Origin of the sequence: Klebsiella pneumoniae complex sp. WS1778, from assembly GCF_049472055.1 — a bacterium.
Classification (GTDB): Bacteria; Pseudomonadota; Gammaproteobacteria; order Enterobacterales; family Enterobacteriaceae; genus Klebsiella; species Klebsiella quasipneumoniae.
This window is the reverse complement of sequence record NZ_JBKGTJ010000003.1, coordinates 395,359-409,903: the sequence shown is the minus strand read 5'-3', so window position 1 is coordinate 409,903 and position 14,545 is coordinate 395,359. Positions and strand designations below refer to the sequence as shown.

At 55.9% G+C, this 14,545-nt stretch carries 15 protein-coding genes; 8 read left to right on the top strand and 7 right to left on the bottom strand.

Features of this window, described 5'->3' with window-relative positions:
- Positions 1–98 precede the first annotated feature (98 nt).
- The 6 genes from ACLEXF_RS16580 (at position 99) to mrkJ (ending at position 5,450) form a co-directional block, all read left to right on the top strand.
- The gene (locus tag ACLEXF_RS16580; protein WP_017899256.1) at positions 99–560 is read left to right on the top strand and encodes a multidrug/biocide efflux PACE transporter; all 462 of its coding nucleotides are present in this window, start codon (positions 99–101) and stop codon (positions 558–560) included.
- A gap of 123 nt (positions 561–683) precedes the next feature.
- A complete protein-coding gene (locus ACLEXF_RS16575) occupies positions 684–1,913 on the top strand; it encodes an amino acid permease (protein WP_004205392.1) in 1,230 nt (409 codons plus the stop codon).
- Between the two features lie 120 nt (positions 1,914–2,033).
- Positions 2,034–2,912, top strand: coding sequence for an aldo/keto reductase family oxidoreductase (locus ACLEXF_RS16570; protein ID WP_064795091.1), 879 nt, complete (start codon positions 2,034–2,036; stop codon positions 2,910–2,912).
- 383 nt (positions 2,913–3,295) lie between these two features.
- Positions 3,296–4,000 (top strand): transcriptional activator MrkH, encoded by a 705-nt coding sequence (mrkH, locus tag ACLEXF_RS16565; RefSeq protein ID WP_004205390.1) that lies wholly within the window; start codon positions 3,296–3,298, stop codon positions 3,998–4,000.
- Between the two features lie 5 nt (positions 4,001–4,005).
- Positions 4,006–4,590, top strand: coding sequence for a transcriptional regulator MrkI (gene mrkI / locus ACLEXF_RS16560; protein ID WP_025999151.1), 585 nt, complete (start codon positions 4,006–4,008; stop codon positions 4,588–4,590).
- A gap of 143 nt (positions 4,591–4,733) precedes the next feature.
- Entirely contained in the window at positions 4,734–5,450 is a 717-nt protein-coding gene (gene mrkJ / locus ACLEXF_RS16555) for a cyclic-di-GMP phosphodiesterase MrkJ (RefSeq protein ID WP_004205387.1), read from the top strand.
- Positions 5,451–5,483: 33 nt separating this feature from the next.
- On the opposite strand, the gene mrkF is transcribed toward mrkJ, so the two are convergent.
- The 5 genes from mrkF to mrkA all read right to left on the bottom strand — a co-directional run bounded on the left by mrkF (position 5,484) and on the right by mrkA (position 11,022).
- Complete coding sequence (mrkF, locus tag ACLEXF_RS16550) at positions 5,484–6,119, bottom strand: type 3 fimbria minor subunit MrkF (protein WP_023319092.1); 636 nt, start codon at positions 6,117–6,119, stop codon at positions 5,484–5,486.
- 13 nt (positions 6,120–6,132) lie between these two features.
- The gene (mrkD, locus tag ACLEXF_RS16545) at positions 6,133–7,128 is read right to left on the bottom strand and encodes a type 3 fimbria adhesin subunit MrkD (RefSeq protein WP_004205385.1); all 996 of its coding nucleotides are present in this window, start codon (positions 7,126–7,128) and stop codon (positions 6,133–6,135) included.
- Entirely contained in the window at positions 7,119–9,605 is a 2,487-nt protein-coding gene (mrkC, locus tag ACLEXF_RS16540) for a type 3 fimbria usher protein MrkC (protein WP_004205384.1), read from the bottom strand. Before mrkC ends, mrkD begins: the two co-directional genes overlap by 10 nt.
- A gap of 11 nt (positions 9,606–9,616) precedes the next feature.
- Positions 9,617–10,318: a type 3 fimbria chaperone MrkB gene (gene mrkB / locus ACLEXF_RS16535; protein ID WP_004205383.1), complete on the bottom strand. Its 702-nt coding sequence runs from the start codon at positions 10,316–10,318 to the stop codon at positions 9,617–9,619.
- A gap of 95 nt (positions 10,319–10,413) precedes the next feature.
- A complete protein-coding gene (gene mrkA, locus ACLEXF_RS16530; protein WP_000756959.1) occupies positions 10,414–11,022 on the bottom strand; it encodes a type 3 fimbria major subunit MrkA in 609 nt (202 codons plus the stop codon).
- Between the two features lie 705 nt (positions 11,023–11,727).
- Between mrkA and ACLEXF_RS16525 the strand changes: the two genes are divergently transcribed.
- Positions 11,728–11,937: a DUF1471 domain-containing protein gene (locus tag ACLEXF_RS16525; RefSeq protein ID WP_002916131.1), complete on the top strand. Its 210-nt coding sequence runs from the start codon at positions 11,728–11,730 to the stop codon at positions 11,935–11,937.
- A 95-nt stretch (positions 11,938–12,032) separates the two neighbouring features.
- Here ACLEXF_RS16525 and ACLEXF_RS16520 read toward each other — a convergent pair whose 3' ends face one another.
- Positions 12,033–12,929, bottom strand: a complete 897-nt coding sequence (locus ACLEXF_RS16520; RefSeq protein ID WP_048295557.1) for an EamA family transporter — start codon at positions 12,927–12,929, stop codon at positions 12,033–12,035.
- An 81-nt stretch (positions 12,930–13,010) separates the two neighbouring features.
- Between ACLEXF_RS16520 and ACLEXF_RS16515 the strand changes: the two genes are divergently transcribed.
- Positions 13,011–13,517, top strand: coding sequence for a MarR family winged helix-turn-helix transcriptional regulator (locus ACLEXF_RS16515; RefSeq protein WP_004205381.1), 507 nt, complete (start codon positions 13,011–13,013; stop codon positions 13,515–13,517).
- On the opposite strand, the gene ACLEXF_RS16510 is transcribed toward ACLEXF_RS16515, so the two are convergent.
- Complete coding sequence (locus ACLEXF_RS16510; RefSeq protein WP_407259597.1) at positions 13,514–14,467, bottom strand: nickel/cobalt transporter; 954 nt, start codon at positions 14,465–14,467, stop codon at positions 13,514–13,516. The two genes, ACLEXF_RS16515 and ACLEXF_RS16510, sit on opposite strands and share 4 nt — an antisense overlap.
- Between the last annotated feature and the right edge of the window lie 78 nt (positions 14,468–14,545).

The window sequence follows — 14,545 nt, the reverse complement described above, 5'->3', positions numbered from 1 at the left end:
TATCTATTTTATCGATGGTTTCTATCTTTTGTTTATCACATTTTTCCATAAACTGCCGGGTAATTTCCTGTTCAGGCTAAAACTGGAGGTAGCTCGCCATGCAACAGACCCCACATCAGCGCAAGACGCTCACCGAGCGCGTTATCCACGCCATCACCTTCGAAGGGCTGGCGACGCTGATCCTCGCCCCCACCGCCGCCTGGCTGATGCAGCGTTCGGTGGTGGAGATGGGCGGACTGAGCATTCTCCTCGCCACCCTGGCGATGGTATGGAACATCATTTATAACGCGGCTTTCGATCGCCTGTGGCCAGTCTCCCGCGTCCCTCGCCGGCTGAAAGTGCGGGCGCTGCACGCGATCGGCTTCGAGACCGGCTTTGTTATCATCGGCGTCACCATGGTGGCCATCGTGCTGGGGGTATCGCTGCTGCAGGCGTTTATGCTGGAGATCGGCTTCATGCTCTTCTTCCTGCCCTACACCATGGCGTTTAACTGGGTCTGGGACACCCTGCGCGAGCGCGTTATCCGTCACCGCCGCCCGCGCCAGGCGGCGCGCGGCTAGCCTCGCGGCGGATCCTTCGCGATCCGCTGCCACTTTATCACCAAAAACTATCGCAACAGACGAACCATAAATATGGTAAATTGCACTCCTTTTTTTTGGTTTGACGGTTGATAAAGTCGCATAATGTCTAAAATTTGGTCTAAAGAAGAAACTCTATGGAGTTTTGCCTTATATGGCACTGCAGTAGGCGCTGGGACGCTATTTCTACCGATCCAGCTGGGTTCGGCTGGCGCCATTGTCCTTTTCATCACCGCGCTGGTCGCCTGGCCGCTCACCTACTGGCCTCACAAAGCGCTGAGCCAGTTTATTCTCTCGGCCAATATCGCGCCGGGAACCGGGATCACCGGCGCAGTAAATCACTACTATGGTAAGAAAATTGGCAACCTGATCACCGGGCTCTATTTCCTCGCCTTCTTTGTGGTCGTGCTGATCTACGCCGTGGCCATCACCAACTCGCTGGCCGAGCAGGTGGCACATCGCACGCCGATGACGCCTGCGCTACGCGCGCTGCTGAGCCTGGGGGTCGTGCTGGTCCTTAACCTGATCTTTCTCATGGGCCGGCAAATCACCATCAAGGTGATGGGCTTTCTGGTCTTCCCGCTTATCGCCTGCTTCCTGTTTCTCTCCCTCTATTTAATCCGCGACTGGCATCCGGAACATCTCACCAGCCAGATGCAGTTCAGCTCGCAGACGCTCCACCAGGTCTGGATCTCCATACCCGTGATGGTTTTCGCTTTTAGCCATACGCCGATCATCTCGACTTTTGCTATCGACCAGCAGGAGAAGCACGGCGACCTGGCCATGGGTAAATGCAAAAAAATCATGAAGGTGGCCTATACCATCATCTGCGCCAGCGTGCTGTTTTTCGTCTTCAGCTGCCTGCTGGCCATCCCGGCGACCTATATTGAGACCGCCCGCGATCAGGGGGTGACCATCCTCTCCGCCCTGTCGATGGTGCCGGGCGCGCCGGGCTGGCTGGCGGTGACCGGCATTATTGTCGCCGTGGTCGCCATGTCGAAATCCTTTCTCGGCACCTACTTCGGGGTCATTGAAGGCGCCAGCGAAATCGTCAAAAGCTCGCTGGGCCTGATGGGCGTGCGCAAGAGCCGCGCCTTCAACCGCGCGATGTCGATCATGCTGGTCTCTGCCTTCACCTTTGCGGTGTGTTTTATCAACCCGAATGCGATCTCGATGATCTACGCCATCAGCGGACCGCTTATCGCCATGATCCTGTTTATCATGCCCACGCTGTCAACCTGGCTTATCCCGGCGCTGAAGCCGTATCGCTCGGTGGGTAACGCCATCACTCTGGTGGTCGGCCTGCTCTGCGTCTCCGTGATGTTCTTCGGCTAATCCGTCTCCGGCGACAGCGGCTTGCCTGAGCCGCTGTCGCACATTCTGACAATATTCTCACCCTTCCCTTCCTTGTTAGCGCATTACACTTACGGCTTAGCCACCGTGAGGAGAGTTCCTATGTCCAGTGTCACCTTATCCGGTCGCGGCACGCTCGGCGATCGCCAGGTCTATCGGTTGGGTTACGGCGCCATGCAGCTGGCCGGCCCCGGCGTTTTCGGCCCGCCGAAAGATCCAGAAGAAGCGGTGCGCGTGCTGCAGGCCGCCGTCGAAGCCGGGGTAAACCATATCGATACCTCGGATTTCTATGGCCCCCATGTGACCAATCAGCTGATCCGCAAAGCGCTCCACCCCTACCCCGACGATCTGTGCATTGTCACCAAGGTCAGCGCCCGTCGTGACGAGAAAGGCAACTGGCTGCCGGCCATATCGCCCGCTGAACTGACCCAGGCCGTCGAGGACAATTTGCGTCACCTGGGGCTCGACGTGCTGGAGGTGGTGAACCTGCGCAGTATGCTGAGCCCCCACGGCCCGGTAGAAGGGTCGCTGGAGGCGCCGCTCGCCACCCTGCTGGAGCTGAAGGAGCGAGGATTGATCCGCCATATTGGCCTCAGCAACGTGACGGCAAAGCAGGTGGCGGATGCACAGAAAATGACGCCTATCGTCTGCGTGCAAAACCTCTATAACATTGCCCATCGCGCCGACGACGCGCTGGTGGATGCGCTGGCCGCCCAGCACATCGCCTGGGTTCCCTTCTTCCCGTTGGGCGGTTTTACTCCCCTGCAGGCGCAGGAGCTGAACGAGGTCGCGGCCTCGCTTGAGGCGACGCCGATGCAGGTCGCCCTCGCCTGGCTACTCCAGCGCGCGCCCAATATTCTGCTGATCCCAGGCACCTCATCCCGGACGCACCTGGCGGAAAATATTGCCGCCGCCGGGCTAATTTTGCCGGCGGATGCGCTGCGCACCCTGGATAATATCGCCACCCGCAAGCATCCCTGACCCGTCAGGCCGAAAGGAGGGAACGACTTCCCTCCTCAATATTTGCCTGGAAAAACCTCATCACTGCTGGCACTATAGATCCTACAAATGGGGCGTGATCGACGATCGTTCTCTCATTATCCCCGTTAATTAAACTTAAGTTTTTTATCCTTCGACCGGTCTCCAGCTTGGAGGCCGTTGTCGTTTTTGTCATGACCAAAATTTGAAACGCTTGATTACAGGAAACACAATATCGAATTCCAAGTTTATACATATCAATCTGGCTGCAAAGATAGTCAATAACATCAAACGCTCATAAAAACATCTGATTAACCCAATCAGAATGTTGCTATTGCTATAAGAAAAATCAAACGCCTCACGACAACTATTTACAAGGGATGCACATGACAGAGGGAACGATAAAGACCAGTAAGTATGAAATTATTGCTATTTTCAGAGAGGAGTTGCGCAAACGTACTGAAATTGAAATATTTTTTAACAACACCAGTATCATAACCCAACTGACGCGCGTGGACTTTGCCGAGTTCCATATTCAGACCCATCGCAAAATCCCGCCCGGGCATAAAATTCGCTTTCTCCTGCATAGCGATTCAGGGAAAATAGAGTTTAATGCGGCCCTGACAAAACATGACAATAGCGGTGTCGATAAAGGTATCCGCTACGCCTTTTCCTTGCCTGAATGCCTGCAGGTGGTGCAGCGTCGCCGCGATCCCCGCTTTCGTTTACGCCACGAGCATGATTTTTATTGCCGCGGTCGCCATAAAAATGGCGAAAACTATCTTTTCGACATCAAGGACATTTCAGACGGCGGTTGCGCACTGATGACCAAAACGCCGAATCTGAAATTCCTCAGTCATAACGCATTGCTGAAAAACGCCGTACTGATGCTGGCGGAATATGGCGAGATCACCATCGACCTGGTGGTAAAGAATGTCATTATTATCACCCTTGATGACCCTAATGAAGAGAGCGAAAGCTACTATCAGATATCCTGCCAGTTTAAGTTCCGCCATCTCGACGACCAGCGCAGAATAGAGAAAATTCTGCTGGACCTGATCTTAGAAGCCAAGCGAAAAAAGAGAATCTGATACCCTTGGAAAGTATATTGCTGTACACCAATGATAATCTCATTGGTCACTCAATCTATCACTACCTTATTGATAGTCATGAAAACGCCACCCGTTTTGGCTATGACGAAGTCATCCATGGGAAACAGCTGCCTGAGGCCCAAACGGTTATTTTCAATTTAATCAATAAGGATATTTCTGCCATCAGAATCGTTGATCTATTGAATGCGCTCCGCCTTTCCCTGCAACGCTGCCAGCAGCCGGTGCTGATGATAAAAAGCGACATTGCCGGACTGTGCAGAGAGTTAATAACCGTCGATAATGCCATGATTATTAGTGAAAAATCGCCGCTATCTATGTTTGCTTCTATTATCCAGCGGGCGAAGGGCGCCAGCGAACAACCGCCGCGACGATTGCGCAAACAGCTGTCGCCGCGGGAGTGCCAGATCCTCGAGCTGCTGATTGCCAACAATAATAATAAGCGGATTGCCGCCCTGCTCGGCATTGCCCATAAAACGGTCCACAGCCATCGAATCCATATCATGCAAAAGCTGGGCATTGATAATTCCCGCACGATGAACCAGCGTATTGCCGCCCTCCATCAATGCTAAATTACGCAGAGGTAAATCAATAGCGGATAAAGCGTACTTATTCGTTGTTGATTTACATTTCCTGCCATTCCCATTAATCATCAGGTAGCCTATAATTAACCTATCCTCTGCTTATTGTCTGACTAACCTCGTGAAGAGGGATAATGAACACTAAAATATTCGAAGACAACATTTTATCTCGTAATGATATCGCTGTACGCTACGTCTTTCAGAAAATGTTTTCCCCACAAGGTACCTTAGTCGCGGTTGAATGCTTAAGCCGCTTCGATAATCTTCCCGTTTCGCCAGAATATTTTTTCCGCCATGCCACCGCGGCAGTTCGTGAACGTATTTTTCTCGAGCAACTGGGGTTGATTGAACAGCATAAAGCATGGTTTTTACGTAACCATATTTCCGCTACCATTAACGTTGATGACCATATCCTGACTCTGCTGCGCCAGAAGGAAATAAAAGAGAAAATCGCCGCCCTGACCTGCGTCCATTTTGAAGTGACCGAAAACGCCGAGAAACTTCTGAATAATTCCCTGGCCGCCTGGCAAAGCCCGCAGGATACCTCGCTGTGGCTCGATGACTTCGGCTCTGGCTACGCGGGGATTAACGCCATCAGCGGTTATCATTTTGACTATGTCAAAATTGATAAAGATTTTTTCTGGCATCTGATGCGCAAAGAGTCCGGCCGTCAGCTGATGGATGCGCTGGTCACCTTTTTATCCCGCAATCATCACAACGTGATTATTGAAGGCGTGGAAAGCGAAGCCCATAAAAAATGGCTGCAGGGTATGGAGTGGTTTGCTATTCAGGGGCATTACTGGCAGGAAGTCAGCATTGAGCAACTGGTTGCCGACGATATTGGCATATAAAAAAGCCGGGCTTGCCCGGCTTTTTCGTCCCGCTTAATTATAAACTAATTCCCACGTTGCCCAGCTGGTAATTGGCCCGCTGGTGGCGCTTTTCGGGGTCGGCGAAACGTAGCCCACATAATAGGTGAACAGGCCGCCGCTGACCGCGTTTTCCTGTAAATGCACCTGATTTTGCTGCGGATCCGCAGGGACAATTTTATTACTCTTATCCAGCGTATTATTATCATTGGTCGACAGCGCCAGATAAATATTCTGCGCGCCGTCTGGCAAGGTATTGGCCAGATAGCCCGCGTTCTCATTGCCAACCGCCGTCAGTAAAAAACCGTCGATCCAGCGAACGCTGACCCGTCGCACCTCGTCCTGCGAAGCGGCGCCGCCGTCATGACGTAGCTGGCAGTTTGACAGCGCCAGGGTAAAAGGCTGCGGCTTCATAAACGCGCCGGCCCCGCGATCGTGCACTTCCGCCAGGCTGACCGGCGCCAGCCAGACGTTGCCGCTGCCGGCATGCTGGCCGCCATTGAGCGCGACGCTGCAGGAGATATCCGTCACCCGCCCGGCAAAATCGACCCGTCCGCGGTCGTAATTGGTCTCGAAACCCCACGCCGAGGGGGCGGCGAGGCTGCCGCAGAGCAGCAGCCACGCGATAGTATGTTTCGGCAATCCCTTCATTCCCCCTCCCGTATTAATCGTACGTCAGGTTAAAGATCATATGCGACTCCACCTCGCCGGTGCTGGTCGTCGGGCCATACTGATAAAAGCGCGCGTGCAGCGGTATGGTGATGTAGCGGGTCTCCTGATTATTCAAGCGGCCAACGGTATATTTCTTATTAAACTGCAGCGGGGATCCATCCTTCAGCACCTGGATGCCGACGCCTTTCGCCATCCCGCTGCCGGCCTTTTCATTCAGCAAGGCGCCCATGGTGGCGGTGGTGCTGGTAGCCAGGGTGCCGGAGAAAGAGGTGCTGATGTTGGCATATCCCGTTTCACTCAGGCCGCCGCTGCACTGCAGCTCAATATTAAAATCCTTCCCGCCCGCGGTGGTGCCAACCCCTTTCAGGTCAGTACGTCTGATGGCGCCCACATCAACATTCATATTTTTCCCACTCAATACCGAACAGGAGGGCGAGACCACGGTGATCGCGTTGGCGCTCAGATAGGTTTCGAGGATCGGGTTGCCGCCGCTCTCCCAGTCGTAGGAGGTGTATTTTCCCGCCGCGAGGGTACCGCTGCCGGTGGTTGCCGCGGTTTTGATAATCTCCAGCGTAAAACGTGATCCTTCAAGGGAATAGTTGGTGGTGTTATACACTCGGGACGAATAGACGTCGGGATAGACGATATTCACCGTCGCGCCGCCGCGGCTGAAACGCATACCAATTCCCGGCACGTTGGTGGAATAAATTTTATTCCCCAGGTCCGTGGCCCCTGGCGACACGATCTTCGCCGCGAAGCGGTTGGTGCCGGAGGTACAGCGATAGCTCGCCCCGCCGGGGGCGCTCATCGTCCAGTCGCGGGTGAGGATCACCGAACCCACCGGCAGATCCGGGGGCACCACCACCCTGCCCACCACCATGTCCAGCATCACCGTTGGCGAAGAAAGGCGCGTACAGACGGCCCAGGACGAGGTGGTGCCCAGCGCCATCAAGACGATAAAAAGCGTCAGTAATTTCCTCAGCGACATACGCTATCCTTTGTTGTTTGCTGTCCCAGATCCACCGAACACTGCCCGCCGCTCCACTTCACAATCGCGCGTTTGGCGTTCGCATCGCTGATAAACATCATGCTGCCCTGACCGACGACGCCGATCTCCTTGCCGTCGGGGGAGAATATACTCGCCGCAAACGGCAGCGGCTCATGGTTCGCCTGGCGCGCCTGCAGGGTGAGGTTGTTCTGCACCGTGGTGCCAAACGCCACCTTAACCACGCTGCCTTCCCACGGCACAACCTGCGCCACGGTGCGATCGAAGGCCACGTCGTCATGGCTGCCTTTCGGGTCGATCTCGACGGCGTTAATTCGGTACGGGCGCAGATACGGCAGGATGGCGTAACCATTGCTGTCCACGCGGGTGCCCGGCGATCCCGGGAGCATAGCGCCGGCCGCGTCTTTGGCTTCAATCAGCGCCATCGTCGAGCCGCTTTCCGGTGAGAGCACCACGCCGCCGCTGTGGGCGATCATCGTCCCGCTGGCGCCAATGCCGCTCTGACGATAGCCTTCGCCCTGGCTGTAGCTGCCGTTGAGGGTGGTCCATGGCGTACGGTAGCTGCCGTTGAGCGCCACATCATGCTGACCGCCGGTGGCGGTGGTGGTCGACACGCCGTAGTTAAGGTTGTTTTCACTGTCCAGCGAACCGTTGATACCAATCTGCGAGCTGGCAAAGCGCGAGTTGTTGAACGAGGTGTTCGACGTCAGGTTGGCGGTGCGGTTGTCGCCAAACCACAGCGGGTAGCTGAAGTTGAGTGAAATGCGATCGTCGCGGCGATGGCCGGAGCTGTCCGGGGTATAGACGCGCTGGGCGCTCGCCGACCAGGAGAGACGACCAAACGAATTGTTATAGCTGACCTGATACTGCTTCTCGGTCCCGGAGCGGTTCCAGTAATCGGAAATACGACCGCTGAGATAAAACCCGCCCCAGCCGTCAGGCAGGTTCTGGTTTACCGTGAAGGTCATGCCGTTTTTTTGCCGCCAGAGGGTGTAGTTGCTGCGGCTGTTTTTTTCCTGATCGACGGCGTACAGCGCGTCGTTGAGGTTGTAATAACCTTTCGTCGAGTAGCGATACGCCGCCAGCACGATGCTGGTCTGGGTATCGGTGAACATGCGGTTAAAGGTGGCGCGATAGCTCTGCCCCGAGTCATCATGGCTATCGCTTTTCAGCCGAGAATGGGTGACGTCAAAAGAGAGGGCGCCGATCCCGGTGTTCATCCCGGTGCCCACCAGGAAGGCCTGATAGTCGTCAAAGCCGGTGACCCCGGTGTAGCCGGTCAGCAGGTTATTGATCCCGTGCTGCCAGGTCGCCTGATAGAGCATCGGCTTATTGCGCAGCCCGCTGTCGTCCACTTTACCGGCGGAGAGCGCGTAGCGGGTCATGCCCGGACGCAGCAGCTGAGCAACGGAGGCGTAAGGCACGCTGAACACTTCCACCGAGCCATCCGCCTCTTTTACCGAAACCTCAAGATCGCTGCCATAGCCGGATGGATAGACATCCTGCAGCGTAAACGGCCCCGGCGGAACGGTGGTCTGATAGATAATGTTGCTGCCCTGGCGCACGGTGACGAGGGCGTTGCTCTGCGCCACGCCGCGAATTTCCGGGGCATAGGAGCGCATGCCGTCCGGGAACATATTGTCATCGGTGGAAAGATTAACCCCACGCAGACCGATGGTGTCGAAAAATTCACCATTGGTAAAGATCTGCCCACCGCTGACGATGGAGTTGATCTGCGGGATCGGCCGCTGGAGATAGGTCTGGTTGCTGTTCCAGTGCGCTTTACCCTGCTGCTGCTGCCAGTTCAGGTTACCGATATGCTTCAGCAGCCAGCCGTCCCACGACAGGCCGGCATTGACGCCAAGGTAGGCGCTGCTGTTATCCGACCCGCCGACCGAAGAGGTGTGGCTGTTCCAGGCGTTGGCCATCCAGCCAAGATTAAGCGCGGTAATGCCTTTGTCCCAGAACTCCGGGCTGACATAGTTTTTCAGGCGTTGATCTTCATAGATCTGCGGCACCGAAATGTTCAACCGCAGGGAGGACTGGACCAGGTTGTCTTTGACGTTGTCTTCGTTGCGCCAGGATTTGAGGCTACCGCAGTAGCCTTCCTGTTCGCTCAGCTGCGGATTGAGCTTTTCCGCCGCGATGCCGTACTGCGTCAGCATCGCTTTGGTGTAGCAGACCCCAAGGTTACCGTCTTTGTCGCGCGCGATGCGCAGATCGTAGCGCCCTTTCCATTCGTCGTTGGTGTAGACGTCAAGGGAGTAAGTGCCTTCGGTAATCGCGCTGGTCGAGAAGCGTGACAGGTCGACCTTTTCGCGACTGCCGACAATAAAGCCGTCGTTAAATTGATATACCGTTCCCGGGTTTTCCTGTCCGCTGGAAAATGGCGGAAAGCAGCACAGCGCGATGGCGATCGCGGTGCTTAATCTTCCCGGGCAGAATGACCTCTGCTTCATTAGCTTTTCCCTTATTTAACGGCCACTTTCACTGCGACATCGGCGCCATAGTCATTAATGTTGTTAACGGTCAGGGTTTCGCCGCGGTTGACGGCGGAGGAAAGCGCCACCGTCTGGCTGGACTGCGGCGCCAGCATCACGGTTTTGCTGTTCAGGGCTTTACCGCCGTCGCGGGAAATACGGCTGACGGTAATGTAGAACGGCGTCGGGTTGCTGATGGCGAGACTACTGCCGCTGGCGGTCAGGGTCAGCTTCTCGGCCGCCGCATCGCGGTTGCCCAGTCCGGCAGGACGATAAATAAATTTAAAGCGCGAACGGATCGCCAGCTGCAGCACGTTCTGGCCTTCATTTTTCTGATTGGCCACCACCGGCGGAATTTCCAACAGATTCAGCCACCACAGCGTCTCTTTATCTTTCGCCAGACCGGCGCTGCTGCCGAGCTTAATACGCAGCGTCTGGCCGCTCTTGGCGTCAACGCGCGAAATCGGCGGGGTGATAATAAACGGGGTGGTGATGGTATCCGGAGTGGCATCGGCATCGCCGTTATCCAGCCAGGCCTGCGCCAGCGCCGGACGGTCGGCGTTATTTGAAAGCTGTACCGTTATTTCTTTTTCATTTCCTGGATAAATAAAGCGGGTACCGTTAACAATAATATTGTTGGCGTGGGCCGCAAAACTAAAAATGAAACAGAAAAAAAGGGCAATACGCTTCATGCTGACCTCAGAATAAAAATACAAGCGGCGGTCATCGCCGCTTTATTATTGTTATTAACTGCCCCATCGCGGGGCAGTTTTATTTTCTGACGGAATTACTGGTAAGTAATTTCGTAAGTCGCGTAGCTGTTAACCACACCAGTGGTCACAGTGGTCGGCGCGCTGGTGGCGTAGCCTACGTAGTAGGTGAAACGCGCGCCATCAGCGACAGCGGAAGCGTCGCCTTTCGCTTTCGGCTGAGTGCTGTCACCCGGGATGATTTTGTTGGTCAGCGCGGTAGCGTTGTCAGTAGACAGTACCAGCTGGATGTTCTGAGCACCGGAAGCTTCGGTGTTCGCCAGGTAGCCCTGTTGTTTGCTGGTAGCGCCAGCCAGCAGGTTACCGCCGGTCCAGTTTACGCCCAGTTTGCTTACGTCATCCTGTTTGGTGCCGTCAGCAGCCTGGCAGTTAGAGACGTCAATGGTGAAAGATTTCGGTTTCAGGTAAGTATCCGCTGCTGCCGCTTTAACTTCAGTCAGAGTTACCGGAGACAGGTAAACGTTCGCATCGCTGCCCTGGCCGTTAACAGAAACAGTACAGGATACATCGGTAACTTTACCGAAGAAATTAACCTGGCCGCCGCCAACATTGGTATCAGCTGCATGGGCAGCAGTCATGCCAAAAAACGCGGTTGCCATTGCTGCAGAGAGAAGAACCTTTTTCATTGCCATTTCCTTGTCAGAGTGAATTACGAATCAATGAGCACACTGTGAATTCGCATAGAACCAGAAACATCAGGCGATGCTGATTTATGCCACTGCTAATAGAATCTTCGACTGACCGGGAGCCGCAATATTTAAGGCGTCAGGTAACGAACTTAAAAATATAAGTTCGCTGGTGCTATCGGCGTCAAAGAATGCTATTTATTCGCCGACAAATATACATTTGTTCACGTTTCATTAAGTTATATAACAGATAATCGATAACTATTAATAAATGCTTATTGATAGATCAAAACGGGGTGATGGATGTTTACAGCGCGGAAAGCCTAACGCCAGGGCATGAGAGAAATGGCCGTCTCAGCATGCCGAAATGGCCGCCAGAGGGCTATTGCGAATCGTCCGAATCCGCCCCAACGGCGGCTAAAAACCGCCCAACTAATTCATACAACGAATGGTAACCGCGTAAATGAGGCGCATTCTACATTCTGATCGCAGGCAGTCCGCGTGATACTCCCATCAAAAAATAATCAATAATCCATTGTTTTTAAATTAAAAAATAGAGAAACATTCATATCTCCGTCATCAAACCGCCATAAAAATGTGATCTAAATCGCACTTTTTGCCACGCGCGTTATAGTTAGCAGACTTATTATAAGCCCATCGAAAGCAAACACGCTTTCCACCATAAAAGTTAAAAGGACAAACACCATGAAAAACGTAAAATTACTCGCCGCTGCCGGTATGCTCTCCCTGGTCTCTTTCGCTAGCTTCGCTCATCCGGTGAGCGTAACAGCAGACACCCTGGACAGCGCAGAAGCGAAAATCGCGACCATTGCGAAAGAACAAGGCGCTTCCTACCACATCACTGAAGCGTACACCGGCAACCAGGTCCATATGACCGCCGAGCTCTCTAAATAAGCGAATGGTTGCAGAGGGAGCTGCCGGACAGGCCGCCTGCGGGCGGCTGGTCTGGCTCCCGCCGCCCACCCCGCACACAGCAATGTCGAGCCCCGTTATGGGGCTTTTTTCGTTTTTGCCCCCGCCGCCTGACGCGCCAGCGCGCGCTGAATAGACAACACGCTCGCCAGCACCACGATCAGCCCGACCAGCGCCATCCCCTGGATCTTTTGGCCAAGGAAAATCCACCCCAACACCACGGCGGTCACCGGGCTCAGCAGGCTCATTGCCGATACCGCCACCGGCGAGAGGCGGCCAATCCCCCGGAACCACAGGCCATAGGCCAGCATCGCGCCCGCCACGCACAGCCACAGATAGCCGGCCACCTGCAGCGCTGTCACCTGTTGTAAAGGGGGATCAACGATCAGCGCCACGGGCGCCAGCACCACCCCGCCGATCGCCAGCTGCCAGCCGGTTAACGCGACGATCGGCAGGGAGAGCGCCCAGCGGCGGGAGAGCCAGGTGCCCAGCGCCATACTGATCGCCCCGAGAAACGCCGCGCCGATGCCCAGCGGGTCGAGGACGGTGCGCGGCGACAGCAGCAGCATGGCCATACCGAGTATGCCGGCGAGGGCTGAGAATACCGCCAGCCAGGGCGAGCGCTGCCGGTCTACGCACCAGGCGAGAAGCATCACCAGCAGCGGCTGGATCGCGCCAATCACTGCCGCCAGACCGCCGGGTAAGCGATAGGCGGCGATAAACAGCAGCGCCTGAAATGCGCCGATATTTAAGATGCCGGTAACGATAAGCTTTAGCCATTCGCCGCGCTGTGGAAAGCGGCGGCTCCAGATCAGCAGGGCGATGCCTGCCGGCAAAACCCTCAGCAGGGCGGCGATAAACGGCCGGTCGGGGGGAAGAAACTGGGAGGTGACGATGTAGGTCGTCCCCCAGATAGCGGGCGCCAGCGCCGTGAGCAGCAGGTCGAGCATCAGACTACGCGAGAGAAAAGCCATGATTTTATCTTCACTTCAAGTTAAATTGGTGCCGCAAGTATGTACACGCAATTATCTTGATATCAAGACAAGTGAGCACTTATGGACAAATCACCGCCGATCGACGCCGTTGATCGGATCCTTGCCCAGTGGCAGCGGGAGCGGCCAGACCTCGACTGCAGCCCAATGGGGCCAATTGGCCGTCTGAAACGATGCGCCATGCTGCTGGAGCCGCAGGTGGAAGTGGCTTTTACACGCCATGAGCTGGTGCGCTGGGAGTTTGACATGCTGGCGACGCTGCGCCGAGCCGGGGCGCCGTTCATTCTTTCGCCTACCCAGCTCTTCTCCACGCTGATGATCACCTCCGGCACCATGACTCATCGCCTGAAGGCATTGGAGAAACGCGGATTTATTACCCGCCTGCCCAATCCGGAAGACGCCCGCAGTATGCTGGTCGCCCTGACGCCCGCCGGACGTGAACGCATCGATGAAGCGGTGGAGACCCATGTCGATAATGAACGGCAGCTGCTGGCGGGGCTCAGCGATGGCGAGCGCCAGCAGCTGGATCAGGCGCTGCGGGTATTGATGCGCCTGCTGGAGAGCCGTTAACAGCCGGCGGCGATAAAGTCGCCGTTAGCGCTGATCGGCACCACGGTGAAAAACAATGTCGCGGCAAAGAGGATCAGCGCCAGCCCGCCGAGGATCTTCACCAGCGGCACCAGCCAGGGCCGCGGACGGCTGGTCGCCGTCAGCCGGTTGACGGTACGGTGACGGGCATAGTGCACCGCCAGCGACAGACCAAGGATCGACAGTGCGGTGCCCAGCGCCATGGTCATCACCGCGGCGATGCCCCAGCTGACGATCCCCAGCGCGTTGGCGAACAGCAGGATCATAATCGCTCCGCTGCAGGGCCGGGCGCCGATGGCCAGCACCACGCCCAGGCGTGTCTTCCAGTCGGCGCCCTGCAGGTCGTGTCCCACGCCGTGGTGCCCGCAGCACGAGGCATCATGCTGATGCGCCGGCCTCAGGGCGCGTATTCTCCTTTTACCCGGCAGCAGGCTCTGCAGCGCACGACAGATAACGTAAACCCCAAAGGCGGCGATGGTCAGGGCGCTGATCTTCTCGACGTACCAGCGGCTGGCGCTGAGATCGCCAGCGGCCAGATTCAGCCCCACCGCGAGAATAAAGACAAACAGGATGGCGCTGACGCCCTGCAGCAGGCTGCCGAGAAAAGGCACCACCCGCGCCGCGGTCAGGCTCTCCTGATTGGTGCTCAGGTAAGTGGTGACGATAAACTTGCCGTGGCCCGGTCCGATAGCGTGGAGCACGCCGTAGAGAAAAGCGCCCACCAGCAGCCAGACGCCGCCGCTGTACTGATGGTTGTTCAGCAGCAGAAGGTACATCACCAGATAGCGATGCAAGGTAATTTGCGTGGCGAGGCACCACTGGAGGAAGTCGCTCCAGTGGCTGTGCAAGGTGATGCCGGCGGCCAGCAGAAGAAGGCCGCCGCTCCCGGCGGCCAGCAGGCGCCAGTCGCGTTGCGAAGTCGGTATCATCATCGGTAAGCCATGGTGAAAAGAGATCAACCGCCAGACGACAATCTCATGCCCGGCGAACAATAGTGCCTGGATAATTTG